This is a genomic window from Ornithinibacillus salinisoli, from assembly GCF_042684965.1.
GTDB lineage: Bacteria > Bacillota > Bacilli > Bacillales > Amphibacillaceae > Ornithinibacillus > Ornithinibacillus salinisoli.
The window spans coordinates 142230-159793 of the sequence record NZ_JBHUMI010000003.1 but is presented as its reverse complement, the minus strand read 5'-3'; the positions used below and the strand labels follow the sequence as shown (position 1 = coordinate 159793).

The window sequence follows — 17564 nt, the reverse complement described above, 5'->3', positions numbered from 1 at the left end:
ACGAATCGGACATTTAGTCGCAGGATAAAATGAATCTTCGATCAGAGAGGGGCACCATGATGACTCGGAAGAGAATAGTAAGGATAACTATTTCAATTATTACAGTTTTGTTAATCATAGATATTATTGCTGGTTTCTATTTTTATAATCTAGCAATTAGTCGCGGACAAAAGGAATTTCTACAAGAAAACAAGGATCTAGAAGTTTCTGCTGAGGCTATGGATGTGTTTACTGAAGGAGGCTGGCGAGAATGGATGAAAAATCAAGATTTTGAACAGATGGAAATGCAATCCTTCGATGATTTGACGCTAAAAGGCTATCTTCTAGAAGCTAAAGAACCAACTAATAAATTGGTTATTATGGCACACGGATATTTAGGAAATGCTTCACAAATGGGGCTATATGGACAATATTATTACGAAGAACTAGGTTATAGTTTTTTCACAGCTGATGCACGAGGGCATGGTGATAGTGAGGGAGATTATTATGGGTTCGGTTGGCATGATCGCTTAGACTATGTTAGTTGGATAAATATGTTGATTGAAAGGCTTGGTCCAGATACGGAAATCGTATTACACGGACTTTCCATGGGGGCAGCAACCGTCCTGATGACCAGTGGCGAGGAATTACCTGATAACGTGAAAGTTGTTATCGCAGATAGTCCTTTTACGAGTGTACAGGATTTATTTTCATACCAAATTTCAAGAATGTTCAAATTGCCTCCTTTTCCGGTGTTAAATACTACAAGTCTAGTATCTAAAGCAAAGGCAGGCTATTCATTTACAGAGGCATCCGCACTAGACCAAGTAAAAAAAGCAGATGTACCGATATTATATATTCATGGTAATGCAGACACATTTGTACCAACTGAAATGACAGAAGAATTATATGAAAATACGAAAAGTGAAGCGGAAATGGTAACCTTTGACGGAGCTAACCATGGAGAAGCGTTTGTTATTCATGAAGAAAAATATATCAAGACATTAAACGGCTTTTTGAGTGAATATTTCGATTAAATAGGGAGGGCTTTCTATCACATGTGGTAGAGAGCTCTTTTTTTTGGTTATCTTTGGGCGGAGAGAACATCGGATGCGGGAATGGGAATGGGAGCATCGGCCGTATGAGAAGGAACATCGGACGGATGCGCTCAAACATCGGACGCATGCGCCGAAACATCGGACGGAAGCGCTCAAACATCGGACGCATGTGCTGGAACATCGGACACAAGAGCGGGAACATCGGACGGATGCTCCGAAACATCGGACACACGCGCCGAAACATCGGACGGAAGCGCTCAAACATCGGACGCATGTGCTGGAACATCGGACACAAGAGCGGGAACATCGGACGGATGCTCCGAAACATCGGACACACGCGCCGAAACATCGGACGAATGCGCTGGAACATCGGACACAAGCAAGAGAAAATCACCCACATAAAAAAAGCTGACGCACTTATCAGTACGTCAGCCTACAAAATAAAATTTTATAGATATTGTTCAAACCATCTGCAAATATGATTTAAGCGTTCAATACGCATTTCAGGTTTACCGCTTCTACTTAATTCATGACTTGCACCTGGGAAGCGAACAAATTCAACTTCTTTACGCAAATGCTTCAGTGCAACAAATAATTGTTCCCCTTGTTCAATTGGACAACGATAATCTTGTTCTCCGTGTAAGATTAATAGAGGTGTTTCTACGTTTTCTACATATTTTAATGGTGAGAATTCCCATAGTTTTGTAGTGTCTTCTAATAGATTGTGTCCTAGTTCCCACTTTGTAAAGAAGAAACCAATGTCACTCACACCATAAAAGCTCAGCCAGTTACTGATGGAGCGTTGCGTTACTGCTGCTTTGAAACGGTTTGTATGACCAACAATCCAGTTTGTCATAAATCCACCATAGCTACCACCAGTTACACCAAGTCGATCTTCGTCAATAAAGCTATAGTTCTCTAACACGTAGTCTACAGCACTCATCAAATCCGTATAGTCACTTCCACCATAATCGGAACGGACTGCATCTACAAAGTCTTGGCCGTATCCATGACTTCCACGAGGGTTCGTATATAAAACCACATATCCTTTTGCTGCTAGCAATTGCATTTCGTGGAAGAAAGTTTGTCCGTACATTGCGTGCGGTCCGCCATGGATTTCAAGCACAAATGGATATTTTTTACCTTCTTCAAAACCATAAGGGCGTAAAAGCCAACCTTGGATTTCCCAACCATCCTGGGCAGTATAGGTTAAAGTTTCTGGTTCACTTAGCTCTACCTCTTCTAAGAATTCCGTATTGGCATTCGTCAATCTAGTTAATTTTAAACTATTATCTAGTAAATAAAAATTACATGGGTTCGTTGGTGTACTTACACCGATAACAAATGATTCCGAACTTCCATCATATGAAAACCCGAAAACATGATTATCGTTTTTATAAAGTACTTCTAATTCACCTTGTAAGTTAACCTGGAATAAACCAGTAGCACCGAAATCCGTACCTACGAAAAATAATTTATCCTCATCCTTTGACCAAACTGGACCAGTTGTGGATGTACCTAGACGAGTATCTCCGATCATTAAATCACCAAGTTGAAAATCCCAATCCGTACTTAAGCACGTTCTTTCACCAGTCTTGACGTCAAATACATATAATTCGTTTAACGTTGCACCAGCATGTGTTTGTTCATGTCCCAAATAAGCTATTTTATCACCACTTGGTGAGTAGCTTGCACTATGGAAGGTACCACTGCTATTTGTTAGTTTTGTAATCTCTTTTGTAGCAATATTTACTGTGTAAAGGTCACTGATAAGTTCGTAATCCGCATCCTCATTTAAATTACCAGCAAATAATATGGTTGCGCCATCTGGTGAAACATCCTGATATCCGTGGTGAGCATCAGCAGTAGTTAGTTGCGTGAAGGTCTCATGTTCTACATCATATAAGACAATTTGACTCTTTTTGTCATCATGGAACCCTTGTGCATCCGACTTGTATCGTAAGCTAGTTACAACTAGTGGTTGCTTTTTTTTCTCTTCTCGTTCTTTTTGACGTTCTTCTTTTGATTGCTCTTTTTGTGATTTAACATCATCATCACTATCCAAGGAGGCAGTAAAGACAATATATTTTCCATCCTTTGACCAATTTGGATTAACGGCTCCATTTTTAAACGTAGTTATTTGTTTTGCCTCTCCACCGTCGGTATGTAATAGCCATAGCTGAGATACCCCGCTGCGATTAGACTGAAAGACTACCTTTTGGCCATCTGGGGAAAAGCGTGGATGACTGTTTTTCTCGCATCCAAATGTCCATTGTTTCGGCATATTAGTTGTTAGATCTTGTAAAAATAACTGTGATTCATACTCTTCTTTATCATTTACAGTAGTTGAAACAAATGCATATTTACTTCCATCGGGTGAAAACTGGGGTTCGCTATAAACTGCTAATTTAGTAAAGTCTTCAGCTGTCACTGCTCTTTTTGAATTGGTCATCAAGAATTACCTCCAATATATATCAATAATTTTCTAAACTATGTTTCATTCTAAACTATTTCGAGTAACGAATCAATTAGATTGCTAGTTTTTTTCGGAATGTTCTCGTAAATTATTAAGAAATTTATTAAGTTCCGATGGACGGTTGAATACATAAATGTTTTTATGTGATAAAGTTGCAAGTCGTTTCAGGATAGAAGGTGCATTATTTTTATTATATTGTTGGACCCAGCGAAAAAATTCCCAATCTAGTTTTTCAGGACAACCCTCTCCCATATCCGGTCTTGTTTTACTATGGAATTGAATCCTTCGCTTTATTATTCTGTATAGGCATCTTATCGTTTTGTAATGTAAAAAAATAACAGTATCAGCCTCTTGTAATCGCAAATCCATAGTACTACCAAAGTTCCCATCGATAATCCAGGTGTCTTGGGTAAATATCTCTTGATGTTTGTTAATTAATGCTTCTCGGCCAAGTGGCTTCCATCCCGGTTGCCAAAAGATGGCATCTAAATGATATACGGGTATGTCCAAAATTGCTCCCAATGTTCTGGATAATGTAGATTTGCCTGCACCTCCACTACCAATAATTGCGATTTTTTGCATTGTAAACCTCCTCCATAAAAATAAGAAGTATATTATAACATAATTTTCAGAATATATAAGTTAAAATGAAACTTTCTTGTTAGTGTTTTCGTAGGTAAAAAGTAAAGGAGGAAGACAATTGAAACAGATTGTTAGCTATACCATATTAACATCCTTCATAATCGCATTAATTATATGGATAGCAAGTATAATTGTTTCTTTCTCATATGTTGAATGGATTTTCTTTATTGGTCTGGGACTATCGGTTGTATTATTTTTCTTTAATAGTAGTAGAGGGGTGTTTGCTTACATTCGTGGAGGATCATTGACCACAGGATTAACTTTTGAAACAAATAAAGAACATTAGGAAACTATTAAAGATGATAAACAAATGAAAATAAATGTAGGCGTTGTTTTTTATGGAGCCGTTCTTTTCACTATGGTCAGTTTATCTGCATCGTAATAGATTCCATTTAAAAACAGTGCAGTTTGAACTCGCGAATTAAGTTAGTAGGAACATATTAAATATGGAGTGGGATCATGTTATGAAAAAGTTAGTTCTGTCATTTATAATACTTTTTTTCCTAATAAGTTGTTCCGAAATGGAAGTTGATAAGGAAGTGAAGCACGAAGAGTTATCTCTTGAAGAAAAGATTCAAGAACTTATGGTACAGAATGACAACCACTATGTAACTATTATAGATTATGATATTAAAGGGGATTATATTTTTGTTGTGTTTCAGAGTTTGAATGTTAGAATGCTTAGTGCAGCAATTTTGAAACATACTCAAAGTGGTTTAGAATGGGTGTTGGGGGAAAATATACAATCACAAACGACAATACTTGCTGATAAAGGGTCACCTGTTGTGACCATTATTAGACCTGAAAAAAGCATGAAAGAAATAAAAGTATTCGATGAACCAGCAAAGCAAGTAACATATTTTGATGAAGCTATTGAAGGGGTTTCTTTAGAGGTAAGTTACTGGATTGCATTTTCTGATAAAGTTCCTAACCATGAAGGTGATATAGAAATAATAAAAGAATAGTACGATTATTGATAAAGGAGCTTGGTGCCAAGCTCCTTTCCTTATGAATCTAGTAGGTTTCCATATTCTATTGTAATTTGATTATTTTGCACTAGAACACCGATTTCACTAAGAACCGCTACATCGTTTGTTTTATTCTGTTTTTTGTAATTCTAGCATCTTGCTCATACGCTTTTTGCAATTGTCTCGTAATTATTTGTGGTTTTCCGTCACGAATTTGCTCTCCATCAACATGAATAATCGGCATAATTTCGGACGTACTGCTAGATAAAAACAATTCATCAGCTGTCGAAATATCATCTATGGTGAATGGTTCCTCTATAAATGGGATGTTTAGATCACGAGCAAACTGTTCAATTCGTAATCTCACACAGCCATATAAAATGTTGTTTGTCGCTGGATGAGTATAAATTTTACCATCTTTAACTAAATAAACATTAGCTGCACTGCATTCTGTTACAAGTCCATTTTTATGGAGAATAGCTTCATAGCATCCTTTTTCACTTGCTTCTTGTTTGGCCAATACGTTTGGTAATAAATTGAGACTCTTAATATAGCAATTTTCCCAACGAATATCTTTGTGTGTCGTAACACAAACCCCATTTTCTAAATTTGTTAGATTACGAGGTTGTTTTTGTGCGTAAGCGTAAATGTTCGGTGGTACTTCTTTCGGGAAGACATGATCACGTGGTGCAGTTCCTCGTGAAATTTGTAAATAAACCTTTGCATCTTCCTTTATATTGTTTCGATTTAATAATTCTACTAATTGATTTGAAATCTCTTCCTTTGTGAAGGAGAGTTTAATTTTAATTGCTTCTGCAGAACGAAATAAGCGATCCACGTGTTCTGTAAGAAGATAATATTCTCCATTGTAGACACGGATAACTTCGTAAACACCATCACCGAACTGAAGTGCGCGTTCTTCGATTGGGTATCTTACACTGTCACGATGGGTAAACTTCGTTTGCGATAATATAATTGGATAAGTAGACAAGACTTTCGCCCCCTTTGTGGTTATCAATATTTTATTACGTAAAGAACACATTTGTAAATGTATTAATTAAATTCTAATTTCACATCTCTATACAAGATATTCGGTATAATTTTTAATGTTATTTGGTGCTTCGTTAAATTGTTGGTAAGGTGAGAATGGTATAACTTGTGTTGGGGATGAAAATTTAAAGCTAATCTAAGTTATAATTTTTTTGTAGAAAAATGTCATATTTCCTCTTGCAAAGTAAAAAATAACTTGCTATAATTAATCTTGCATTCGAAAAATAGCTTACTTAGAGAATTGTAGATGTAGGGGACATAGCTTGCCCAAACAATGAGCGTAAGCTATTCTTGAATTTAGTTATACTTTTATGCGGGTGTAGTTACGAGCAATACTTCCACCGAGTAATCTGCGAGTTGCCCCGAAGCACTTATCATCCATGAATAATCTTGCAGATGTAGGGGCATAGCTTGTCTAAACAATGAGCGTAAGCTATTCTTGAATTTAATTATACTTTTATGCGGGTGTAGTTTAGTGGTAAAACCTCAGCCTTCCAAGCTGATGTCGAGGGTTCAATTCCCTTCACCCGCTCCATACATATGTCATAACGCAGTGTTTCGTAACATAACTTACGAGGTGTTGCGTTTTTTCTTTTGACATGTATTGATCTTCGAGTTTTTAAACCTCTAATACATAAACATATCACCCATCACTTGAATATTTAACTTTCCAAACGTATTCTAAACATAACTACTAATAAAATTTGAGGGATTATAATGAAAAGATTAATTCAACAATTAAAACAACTAGATGGTAAAGGATATAAAGCATATAAAGACTTACAAGGTCATTACACCTATCCTGATTTTGATTTATTCATCGATTATGTACAAGGCGATCCTTTTGCATCACCATCCAAAATACGTATCGTTATCTCTGATTCGAAAAGAGCTATTGATTCCAAGTGGTTTCATGAATCTTACCGTAAAGTTGCTGTGGAAGATGCATTTGCTAGAGTAATTGGTAATGCAGTGGACAGTAATCGTACGTTAATAAAAGGTTCTGGAAAAAGTGGTGCAGTACTTTTTGATAAACCTGGTCAAGAAATGATCGAACGGACTGCTGTTCAGATTAATAAAACAGCTATTACCATTTGTTTATCTGTAGGACTTCCAGCAAATGGAAGACGGATTAATGGTCGTGAAGCAGATAAGTTGTTTATACATGTCATTCCAGAAATCATCAATCATTCGGTCTTTACCATTTCAGAGAAAACGATAGATGATGCCATAATGCTTGCAGACCAACAAGCTACGATCCGGGAAGAAATGCGCTTAAATAATTGGGTTGCTTTTATTGCAAATGGATCGACATTACCAAGAGAAAGTGGGATCAGTAACCGACCATTAAGAAATGCCGTTACCTTTCAAAGCCCACCTGAAAATGAAGTGGCAATCCAGCTTCCTCACCAATCAAAACCTATAAAAGGTATGGCAATATCAAAAGGAATTACATTGATCGTTGGTGGGGGATATCATGGTAAAAGTACATTTTTAGAAGCGATTGAAAGAGGGGTATATTCCCATACACTTAGAGATGGCCGTGAATTTGTATTGACAGATCCGAATGCTGTGAAAATACGGGCAGAAGATGGTCGTCAAATTACAGGAGTAAATATATCTGCGTTTATTAATAATCTTCCACATGGTCAGCAAACGACCGAATTTTCTACTACAAATGCAAGTGGGAGTACTTCTCAAGCAGCGAATGTAATGGAGGCTCTTGAGGTTGGTGCAACAACGTTATTAATAGATGAAGATACTAGCGCCACAAATTTTATGATTCGTGATCAACGGATGCAAAAATTGGTTCGTAAAGAGAAAGAACCGATTACACCGTTTATAGATAAAATAAAACAATTAAATGATCAGTTAGATGTATCAACCATTCTCGTTATGGGTGGCTCTGGAGATTATTTCGATGTCGCGGATCATGTTATTATGATGGATGAATACGTACCATATAATGTAACGACTCAAGCAAAATCAGTTACGAATAGTTACCCTATAAATCGAGAAGAGAACTCAAGTACAGATTTTGGCGTTATTGCTAATCGTCAATTTCTACAACAGTCACTACAGACGAAAAAAGGGAAGCGATCAAAGACACAAGCAAAAGGCTTAACCAAGATTTTAATGGGATATTCAGAAATATCCTTTCATCATACAGAACAATTGATTGATTCTTCACAAACACGTATGATTGCGGAAATTATTCAGTATTTAGACCGTACAAATGGAATTGGCAATAAGCCACTGCGTGAGCTGATGATTCAGATAGAGGAACAAATGGAAAAACAAGGGCTGGCATCATTTACTATGTTTGGTGAAAAACATCCTGGTGATCTTGCTCGTCCACGTCGTTTTGAAATTGCTGCAGTATTGAATCGAATGCGGACAGCTAAAGTGAAGCAAATATAGAGGAGGAATCTCCCTTGAATACAGAGCAATTGAAGCAAGATATAATCGCATATAGTCAGAAAATAGGTATAGATAAAATTGGTTTTACAACTGCAGATGTGTTTGGGGAACTAAAAGAACGTCTTAAACGACAACAAGAACTTAAATACCAATCTGGCTTTGAAAAGGGATCAATTGAAGAACGAACGGAGCCAAAACGTTTATTACCAGAGGCACAATCCATCATTTCTATAGCTCTTGCATATCCATCCCGAATGAAAGATGCACCCAAAAGTACGAAAGAAGAGCGAAGAGGAATTTTTGCTCGGGCATCATGGGGAACAGACTACCATCATGTTTTGCGTGACTGCCTCGAAAAATTAGAGGCTTTTATTAAAGAGAAAGTTTCGGATGCGAACACGAAGGTGATGGTTGACACAGGAGAGTTGTCTGATCGAGCAGTAGCAGAACGCGCTGGTATTGGATTTAGTGGGAAAAACACATCGATTATTACACCGGAATTTGGTTCATTTGTTTATTTGGGAGAAATGATCACAAATATCCCTTTTACACCGGATTCTCCTGTTGAAGATAGCTGTGGTGATTGCCGGAAGTGTATGGATGCATGTCCAACTGGAGCTCTTGTTGAAGGAGGACAGCTCAATGCACAGCGATGTATTGCATTTTTAACACAGACAAAGGATTACTTACCAGATGAGTTCCGTACGAAAATAGGTAATCGCGTTTATGGATGTGATACATGTCAGGTCGTATGCCCTAAAAATAAAAAAGTAGATTTTCATATACACCCCGAATTTGAGCCAGAACATGACATTGCCAAGCCGAAGCTTAAACCAATGCTTCGTATTTCTAATCGTGAATTTAAGGAAACCTTTGGTTATATTTCAGGCTCGTGGCGTGGCAAAAAGCCCCTCCAACGAAATGCTATTATCGGATTAGGACATTATAAAGATGCTTCTGCTGTTGAAGAATTAATAGAAGTAATGAACAATGATCCTCGACCGGTTATACGAGGAACGGCAGCTTGGTCACTTGGGAAGATAGGAACAGATGAAGCATATGCTGCAATTCGTGAAGCAACGGAAAAGGAAATAGATGAACAGGTTCGATTCGAAATGGAAAAAGGCTTGGCTTTTCAAGAAAAGGCGAAACATGGGTAGAGGGGGATTTGATGGATAAGCACTTGTACTATGGAGAAATGGAATCACCTATCGGAACAATCCTCGTCATTAGTAATGGTGAAAATATTGTTCGGATAGATTTTGGTTCGATGGCAGTAATGAAAGAAAAGCTTGAAGTTTGGACAAGACGCTATATCGGTGAAATTAATTTCGTTTGCAAGCCTGAAAAAGTTCAGCATGTTATAGATCAACTGAATGACTATTTTTTACGTCAAAAGAAGGAGTTTACGATTAACTTTGATTTTTATGGAACCCCTTTTCAAAAAAAGGTATGGCAAGCACTTTATGATCATATTCCTTTCGGGATAACAAAATCATATAAAGATATAGCTGAAACAATTGGTAATCCGAAAGCAGTACGTGCAGTTGGTGGGGCGGTAAATAAAAACCCATTTTCGATTATCGTACCATGCCATCGAGTAATTGGAGCTAACGGCAAGATGGTTGGTTATAATGGTGGCCTTGATAAAAAAGAGTTTTTATTAGCACATGAGTTTGCGAAATAGTGAAACATTTCGGAGGTCTTTTCGTATAAGATAGTAATCTCATACTATACGGAGGGATTTCTATTTTTAAAAAGGCTTTCATTATTGGATTTTCGGTTGCAGCTGTTTTAACACTTCTTGGAATTTTTACAAAAAACTTAGAGCTATATGGATCCATTACACTTGGTATAGGTATAGTGTTTGTCGTAATAAGTGGATTGTTAGGAGGTGTGTTTGCTACTCCAGATCAATTACGAGCAAACTATCATTCTGAAAATAAGGAAGATCGAAGGAAACGAAGTAATGTATTATTAGTTTCTGCCACAATAGCAGTTCCTAACTTACTATTGGGATTTTTACTTTTATATTTTAACTAATACAACTTTGACAAGCTTCCCCTCCATATACATATATTGGAGGGGATTTCTAATGGAGAAGTTAAGAGCATATTGGCTGGAATTTTTCGAAACGGAACATAATGAAATTTCTTGGTGGAAGCGGAAAAAGGATTTGTGTAAAAAACGTGGCGTGGAAATAGTTCGTATAAATGGAGAAGGCAGTATATACGAACGAATGATTCAAAGGTCCGGGGAAACGGTCCATTATTTATTACACATAACCTTTTTAATGAAACAGAAGGATCACTTTTATATGGAAGAAAACGTAAATGCCTATCAATTTAGATTAGTTGAAGGTGAGATAGTCGATAACCACATGATTGGGCTGCCATATGAAAAAGTGGAAAAGGAAAAGATAGTACCGGAAACGATTCGGAATGGAAAGATTGAACGATTTAGCTATGATAGGCTGGCCGCTGTTCAATATGCAGAACGTTGGTGGAATAGTTATAATCCTGCATATCGAAAATTTGATGTTGATTGTACCAATTACGTATCACAATGCCTAAGGGCAGGTGGTGCGCCTATGCGTGGTGCACCAAATCGGAATCAAGGTTGGTGGTATCAAAATAATAACTGGAGTTATAGTTGGTCAGTAGCACATTCACTGAGATGGTATTTAGACGGTTCAACACAAGGGTTAAAGGGAATAGCAGTTGATTCTGCGAGCGACCTCTCGCCAGGAGATATTATTTGTTACGATTTTGAAGGAGATGGTAGATGGGATCATAATACGATTGTCGTATCTCGGGATAATAATGGTATGCCTTTAGTAAATGCCCATACTGATAACAGTCGCCATCGATACTGGTCTTATGAGGATTCAACAGCATATACACCAAATATAAAATACAAGTTTTTCCGAATCGGTGAGTAGTGATATAATATTGTAGTGATAAAATAGCAAGGAGAATGAATAGTGAGTTTACATGTAGTACTATACCAACCAGAAATACCCGCGAATACAGGAAATATTGCACGAACTTGCTTAGCAACAGGTGTAACACTTCATTTGATTCATCCATTAGGATTCTCAACAGATGATAAAATGGTACGCCGAGCTGGGTTAGATTATTGGAAGAATGTAGATATTCAAGAGTATAATTCGATTCAGGAATTATATGATAGATATCAACAAGGGTCTTTTTATTATATTGAAAATTTTGGTACGAAGCATTATACAGATTTTGATTTCAGTCATACAGAGGAAGACATATTTTTTGTATTTGGTAGGGAAACAGATGGAATACCGAAGGATTTATTAGTTGGAAAAGAAGATCAATGCTTACGGATTCATATGAATGATAAAGTGCGGTCATTGAATTTATCCAACACCGCAGCCATTATTATTTATGAAGCATTACGCCAACAAGGATTTCCGAATATGTATTAATAGGTGTGTTTTGTTCTTTTTCATACAGGCTCATTTCGCATTGTTTGTTGTTGTTTTTATATAAACTGCGAAGTAACTTAATATGAAAAACGTGGTGAAATTTGAGATTAAATGTACTGCAACAAACCTCGCTCCAGAAATACACTTCGCTTTCACTTCCAGCACAAGTGCGACATCTGTTCAAGCTCCTTTAGGTCGCTTTTACAGTGTCTACTTTGCCGCGGGCGGCTGGTGAGCCTCCTCGAACTCCGTTCTCCGGGGTCTCACCGATGCCTTTCCTCCCGCTGGACAAGGAACGCTACGTCAGCGACACTTCGCACGCAGAAAAAGTGGTTTTCTTTTTCAAGGAGTCTACGTGTATTTCTTCCGCTAGAATAGTGGATTACAACTTCATTACATTTATTGGTTAGAAGAGCCTCACTGAATATTGATAGCGTGGGTTACTACCCTCCATAACCAGATTACTACCCAACAGCGTAGGCAGAATACGTAGACTCCTGCGGGAACAGCACGTGTCCGAAGACCCCGGAGATGCACCTGCGTCTTCCAGTTACGCTCCGAAGCATGCTTCCTCGGCGCAAGGGAACGAAGAAGCATATTCGAGAAGTACCCTGGCTGAGGCCGTGCCCGCGGAAAGCGAAGTATTCTGCCGGAGCGGTTGTATAGCAATGCCTTCGAAATGTGTGAAAGAAAGTAAATCCAAGCGAAAGTTACTCCGCATTTTACATCAATTTCTACTTAAAATTCTTTGCTTGGAAAATCAATAATCTTTTTTAAGGAAACTGTCTTCATAAATTAAACTTTCAATAATATGCGATTAAAAAAGCCGTCATGTATTTTAAACATGATGGCTTTTTTAAACGAATAGGTTTAGTGCTAAGCACTCGAACCTTTATCTTCTACTGATTATTTTTCGGTACGCCAGGCTTTGCATCGTAACCGGATGTGAACATTGATAAAATAAATGTAACGATTACTCCTAATAATAATGCTAATTTGATTGTCATTTCATGTCCTCCTCATCAAGTACAATTATAGTTAAATCACTATGTAAATTATTATTACAATATAATATGCCCTTATTATACCGAATAATTTCCTTAATGTGAACTAAGAGAAATGGAAATTTCGTGAACGTGAAATATAAGTTTGATTTTTGCGTAAGTTAACCAAAGTAAATCAAATAATGGTACATATTTTGAAGAAATGAAAATAATTTACGTAATCCAGCTATCAAATATTGTTCTCTTATATAAAATAAGGTATATTAGTTGATGAAGTCATTCCTCAGTTCTATAATAAGAATTGAGTTTAAAACCGTTTACAACGGAGAAAGTTAACTTCAAATGGGGGTATAAAACGTGGCACAGAATGATGAATCTGCACAAGGATTCTGGGGAGAATTTTTTGGTCCAAACATGGGGTATGTAGAGGAACAATATGAGTTATATAAAGAGGACCCTCAAGCAGTTGATCCATCGATTAAGGAATTATTTGATCAGCATGGAGCTCCTGACTGGTTGTATCAAACAAACAATACAGTACAACAAGATTCTCAATCTACTTCTATAAATGATGTGAAGAAGCTTACCTCAGCATGGAAACTTGTTGAGGCTATTCGTCGTTTCGGACATTTGGAGGCAGATATTTACCCTGTCGGCCTTCAAAGAGAGCGGACATCTGAATTAGTAGACCCAAAAACATATGGTTTAAGTAATGAAGATTTAAAAGCTATACCGGCAACATGGCTTTGGGAAAAAGCACCTAGAAATGTAGAAAATGGTCTAGATGTTGTCAGGGAACTAAAAAAATTCTACACAGGAACAATAACATTTGAATATGATCATGTAAATAATGAAGAAGAACGTAACTGGTTACTAAATGTCATTGAGTCAGGTGAAGCACGTCTTGATTTATCTGATGATGAGAAAAAGCAATTATTAGACCGTTTAGCACAGGTTGAGGGATTCGAAGGGTTTTTATCCAAAACATTTGTTGGACAAAAACGTTTCTCAATTGAAGGTTTAGAATCGATGGTCCCAATGCTTGATGGCATTGTTAAATATGCAATTCGCGATAAAGTTAAAAATATTATGATGGGAATGGCACACCGAGGTAGATTAAGTGTGTTAGCACATATTCTTGGAAAGCCAATGGATAAGATTTTTTCCGAGTTCCATCATTCTCCAAATAAAGAATTAATTCCATCAGAAGGATCACGAGGAATTAATTATGGTTGGACTGGTGATGTTAAATATCACTTTGGTGCTGTTAAAGACGTTGTGGATGGAGAAGAAACAAGTACACGTATTACAATGTCACACAACCCATCACACTTAGAATTTGTAAATCCTGTTGTTGAAGGGTTTGCACGTGCAGCCCAAGATGATCGCTCAGATAGCGGGTATCCAAAGCAGGATTTTAATAAAGCAATTCCAGTATTAATTCATGGTGATGCTGCATTTATTGGTGAAGGTGTTGTAGCGGAAACATTGAATTTAGCTAACTTGCCTGGTTATTCAACTGGTGGAACACTTCATATCATCGCAAACAATCTTGTAGGATATACAACAGACCAAGAGGATGGCCGTTCGACTCGTTATGCAAGTGACCTGGCAAAGGGATTTGAGATCCCGATTATTCATGTTAATTCGGATGATCCAATTGCTTGTATTTCAGCAGTAAGAGTTGCATATGAGTATCGCAAAAAGTTTAATAAAGATTTTCTTATTGATTTAGTAGGTTACCGTCGTTATGGTCATAACGAAATGGATGAACCTCGTATGACACAGCCTAGATTATATAAAGAAATCGATATTCACCCAACAGCAACAAATGTTTTTGCGAAGGTGTTAACAGATAAAGGGGTACTTAAAGAAGAAGAATTTAATCAAATGAAGGATCAAGTGGAAAATAAACTTCGAGAAATGTATAACGGCATGAAAGAAAATGATAGAACGGAAGTAAAATGTCAGCCGATACCTGAAGCATTAAACGCAGATCTTACACAATTTGAAACAGCAGTTCCTTTAGAAAAGTTAGAGGCACTTAATGAAGGATTGTTAAAACGCCCTGAAGAGTTTAATGAAAATAAAAAACTAAGTCGAATTCTGAAGCGCCGTAAAGAAGCACTGAAAGATGGGAATAAGGCGGACTGGGGTGCTGGGGAAGCATTAGCATATGCATCCATTCTTCAAGATGGTATTCCTATTCGATTAACAGGTCAAGATTCTGAACGTGGTACATTTGCACACAGGCATGTTGTATTAAACGACACGGAGACAAACGAAAAATATTGTACAATGCATGGTTTAGATGATACTAATGTATCCTTTGACGTTCGAAATAGCCCATTATCTGAAGCGGGTGTACTAGGGTTTGAATATGGATACAGTGTACATTCACCTGAAACACTGGTTCTTTGGGAAGCGCAGTTTGGTGATTTTGCAAATACAGCACAAGTTGTGTTTGATCAATTTATTTCAGCTGCTCGAGCAAAATGGGGCGAAAAATCAAATATGGTAATGTTATTGCCACATGGATATGAAGGGCAAGGACCTGAACATTCTAGTGCAAGATTAGAACGCTTCCTTCAAATGGCAGCAGAAAACAACTGGATTGTAGCTTATGTTACTTCATCTGCTCAATTTTTCCATCTGATTCGTAGACAAGCGGCATTAGGTGGACGAGAAGAAGCGAGACCTTTAGTATTAATGACTCCAAAGAGTAGTTTATTACGTAATCAAATGATCGCTTCTGAAGCGAAGGAATTTACAGATGGGAAGTTTGAAGCTTTACGTAATCAACCGAATTTAAAAGTTAGTAAGAAAAATGCAAAGCGTTTACTAATTGGTAGTGGTAAAGTAATGGTAGATATCGAAGAAGCTATCATAAACTCGGATGAAAAATTTGACTGGTTACGAGCAGTGAGACTTGAACAAATTTATCCATTCCCGAAAAAGGAATTAGAAAAAGAATTAAAAGAACTTCCTAACGTAGAAGAAATTGTTTGGGTGCAAGAAGAGCCGAAAAACATGGGTGCATGGGATTTTGTGGATGACTATTTACGTGATTTATTAAAGGATGGTCAATCATTACGCTATATTGGACGCCCAGATCGTTCAGCACCTGCTGTCGGTGAGCCAAACATTCACAAACACGAGCAACAACAAATCATACAACAAGCAATTAACTTAAGCCCAGGAGGAGATTCTAGTGAAAGAAATTAAAGTACCGGAACTTGCTGAATCCATTACAGAAGGAACAATTGCCGAATGGTTAGTGAAAATAGGGGATAAAGTTGAAAAAGGAGATCCTGTTGTTGAGCTAGAGACTGACAAGGTTAATGTAGAAGTTAACGCAGAAGTTTCCGGAGTACTAACAGAAATTGTTAGTGAAGAGGGTGAAGACGTAGAAGTAGGTGACGTCATCGGAAAAGTAAGTGAAGATGGAGAAGCAACTGGAGATTCTTCTGCTGCAGAGCCAGCACCGAAAGAAGAGCCTAAACAGGAAGAGCCAAAAGTAGAAGAAAAAACAGAAACTCCACAACAAGAAGAAAAGACAGAAGAGAAATCAAAGCATGATGTCATTGCAACTCCGGCAGCGAGAAAACGTGCACGTGAGTTGAATATTGACTTAAGTGAAGTAAGTCCACGAGATCCACTTGGCAGAGTTCGCCCAGAGGATGTGGATGCAGCTGCAAAAGCAGGAAATGAACCTAAAGCAGATAAAAAGCCAGCAAAGAAAGAAGCTCCTAAAGATACAGAGAAAACGGAATTTGACAAGCCGGTTGAGCGTGTGAAAATGACACGTCGCCGTCAAACAATTGCAAACCGTTTAGTAGAAGCTCAACAAACTGCCGCAATGCTAACAACATTTAACGAGGTAGATTTAACAAATGTAATGAAACTTCGTAGTGAACGTAAAGAAAGATTCATGGATAAGCATGGTGTTAAACTTGGATTTATGTCCTTCTTTACGAAAGCTGTAGTTGGTGCATTAAAAGATTTCCCATTATTAAATGCAGAAATCCAAGGTAATGAATTAGTACTTAAGAAGTTTTATGATATTGGTATTGCTGTTTCTACAGATGACGGCTTAGTAGTCCCTGTTGTTCGTGATGCTGATCGACTTGATTTTGCTGGTGTAGAGCGTGAAATCTCAAATCTAGGTAAAAAAGCTCGTGATAAAGCATTGGGATTAAATGATCTTCAAGGTGGAACTTTTACTATTACAAATGGTGGAACATTTGGATCTATGTTATCGACACCAATATTAAATGCTCCACAAGTTGGGATCCTAGGAATGCATAACATTCAAAAACGTGCGATGGTAATGCCGGATGATTCGATTGAAGTTCGTCCAATGATGTATCTAGCACTTTCCTATGATCACCGTATTGTTGATGGGAAAGAAGCGGTACAATTTTTAGTACGTGTGAAGCAATTATTAGAAGATCCTTATGATTTATTATTAGAAGGATAATAATAAAATGTAAACCTCGCATTGATCTC

At 37.4% G+C, this 17564-nt stretch carries 14 protein-coding genes and 1 tRNA gene; 12 read left to right on the top strand and 3 right to left on the bottom strand.

The genetic code is table 11. The features are described from left to right. Positions 1-59 precede the first annotated feature (59 nt). Complete coding sequence (locus ACFSTA_RS00860) at positions 60-1016, top strand: alpha/beta hydrolase (protein ID WP_377554521.1); 957 nt, start codon at positions 60-62, stop codon at positions 1014-1016. Positions 1017-1485: 469 nt separating this feature from the next. On the opposite strand, the gene ACFSTA_RS00855 is transcribed toward ACFSTA_RS00860, so the two are convergent. After that, entirely contained in the window at positions 1486-3489 is a 2004-nt protein-coding gene (locus ACFSTA_RS00855; protein WP_377554519.1) for a S9 family peptidase, read from the bottom strand. An 84-nt stretch (positions 3490-3573) separates the two neighbouring features. Further along, on the bottom strand, positions 3574-4095 hold the full coding sequence (locus ACFSTA_RS00850) for a DNA topology modulation protein (RefSeq protein WP_377554517.1): 522 nt from the start codon (positions 4093-4095) through the stop codon (positions 3574-3576). A 118-nt stretch (positions 4096-4213) separates the two neighbouring features. Here ACFSTA_RS00850 and ACFSTA_RS00845 point away from each other — a divergent pair, with 118 nt between their 5' ends. Together ACFSTA_RS00845 and ACFSTA_RS00840 are read left to right on the top strand one after the other, a co-directional pair. Further along, positions 4214-4441, top strand: a complete 228-nt coding sequence (locus ACFSTA_RS00845) for a hypothetical protein (RefSeq protein WP_377554515.1) — start codon at positions 4214-4216, stop codon at positions 4439-4441. Positions 4442-4619: 178 nt separating this feature from the next. Next, entirely contained in the window at positions 4620-5120 is a 501-nt protein-coding gene (locus ACFSTA_RS00840) for a hypothetical protein (RefSeq protein WP_377554513.1), read from the top strand. Positions 5121-5238: 118 nt separating this feature from the next. On the opposite strand, the gene dat is transcribed toward ACFSTA_RS00840, so the two are convergent. Next, positions 5239-6114: a D-amino-acid transaminase gene (gene dat / locus ACFSTA_RS00835; protein WP_377554511.1), complete on the bottom strand. Its 876-nt coding sequence runs from the start codon at positions 6112-6114 to the stop codon at positions 5239-5241. 520 nt (positions 6115-6634) lie between these two features. On the opposite strand from dat, the gene ACFSTA_RS00830 reads away from it, so the two are divergent. The 9 genes from ACFSTA_RS00830 to odhB all read left to right on the top strand — a co-directional run bounded on the left by ACFSTA_RS00830 (position 6635) and on the right by odhB (position 17535). Beyond that, positions 6635-6708, top strand: a tRNA-Gly gene (locus tag ACFSTA_RS00830). Between the two features lie 182 nt (positions 6709-6890). Further along, positions 6891-8594, top strand: a complete 1704-nt coding sequence (locus ACFSTA_RS00825; protein ID WP_377554510.1) for an ABC-ATPase domain-containing protein — start codon at positions 6891-6893, stop codon at positions 8592-8594. A 14-nt stretch (positions 8595-8608) separates the two neighbouring features. Continuing rightward, positions 8609-9754 carry a tRNA epoxyqueuosine(34) reductase QueG gene (gene queG, locus ACFSTA_RS00820; RefSeq protein WP_377554508.1) on the top strand — a complete coding sequence of 382 codons (1146 nt, stop codon included), beginning with the start codon at positions 8609-8611 and terminating at the stop codon, positions 9752-9754. Positions 9755-9765: 11 nt separating this feature from the next. Further along, positions 9766-10281: a methylated-DNA--[protein]-cysteine S-methyltransferase gene (locus tag ACFSTA_RS00815; RefSeq protein ID WP_377554506.1), complete on the top strand. Its 516-nt coding sequence runs from the start codon at positions 9766-9768 to the stop codon at positions 10279-10281. A gap of 41 nt (positions 10282-10322) precedes the next feature. Further along, positions 10323-10637, top strand: coding sequence for a DUF5316 family protein (locus ACFSTA_RS00810; protein ID WP_377554942.1), 315 nt, complete (start codon positions 10323-10325; stop codon positions 10635-10637). 52 nt (positions 10638-10689) lie between these two features. Then, entirely contained in the window at positions 10690-11535 is an 846-nt protein-coding gene (locus ACFSTA_RS00805; protein ID WP_377554505.1) for an amidase domain-containing protein, read from the top strand. Between the two features lie 42 nt (positions 11536-11577). Then, on the top strand, positions 11578-12051 hold the full coding sequence (trmL, locus tag ACFSTA_RS00800; protein ID WP_377554504.1) for a tRNA (uridine(34)/cytosine(34)/5-carboxymethylaminomethyluridine(34)-2'-O)-methyltransferase TrmL: 474 nt from the start codon (positions 11578-11580) through the stop codon (positions 12049-12051). A gap of 1361 nt (positions 12052-13412) precedes the next feature. Next, the gene (locus ACFSTA_RS00795; protein ID WP_377554502.1) at positions 13413-16280 is read left to right on the top strand and encodes a 2-oxoglutarate dehydrogenase E1 component; all 2868 of its coding nucleotides are present in this window, start codon (positions 13413-13415) and stop codon (positions 16278-16280) included. Continuing rightward, a complete protein-coding gene (gene odhB, locus ACFSTA_RS00790) occupies positions 16267-17535 on the top strand; it encodes a 2-oxoglutarate dehydrogenase complex dihydrolipoyllysine-residue succinyltransferase (protein WP_377554500.1) in 1269 nt (422 codons plus the stop codon). Before ACFSTA_RS00795 ends, odhB begins: the two co-directional genes overlap by 14 nt. The last annotated feature ends 29 nt before the right edge of the window (positions 17536-17564 follow it).

Bases quoted from the DNA above. Each gene is read 5' to 3' on its own strand.
- ACFSTA_RS00860 (WP_377554521.1), top strand. From the start codon at position 60: ATGACTCGGAAGAGAATAGTAAGGATAACTATTTCAATTATTACAGTT.
- ACFSTA_RS00855 (WP_377554519.1), bottom strand. From the start codon at position 3,489: ATGACCAATTCAAAAAGAGCAGTGACAGCTGAAGACTTTACTAAATTA.
- ACFSTA_RS00850 (WP_377554517.1), bottom strand. From the start codon at position 4,095: ATGCAAAAAATCGCAATTATTGGTAGTGGAGGTGCAGGCAAATCTACA.
- ACFSTA_RS00840 (WP_377554513.1), top strand. From the start codon at position 4,620: ATGAAAAAGTTAGTTCTGTCATTTATAATACTTTTTTTCCTAATAAGT.
- ACFSTA_RS00825 (WP_377554510.1), top strand. From the start codon at position 6,891: ATGAAAAGATTAATTCAACAATTAAAACAACTAGATGGTAAAGGATAT.
- ACFSTA_RS00815 (WP_377554506.1), top strand. From the start codon at position 9,766: ATGGATAAGCACTTGTACTATGGAGAAATGGAATCACCTATCGGAACA.
- ACFSTA_RS00805 (WP_377554505.1), top strand. From the start codon at position 10,690: ATGGAGAAGTTAAGAGCATATTGGCTGGAATTTTTCGAAACGGAACAT.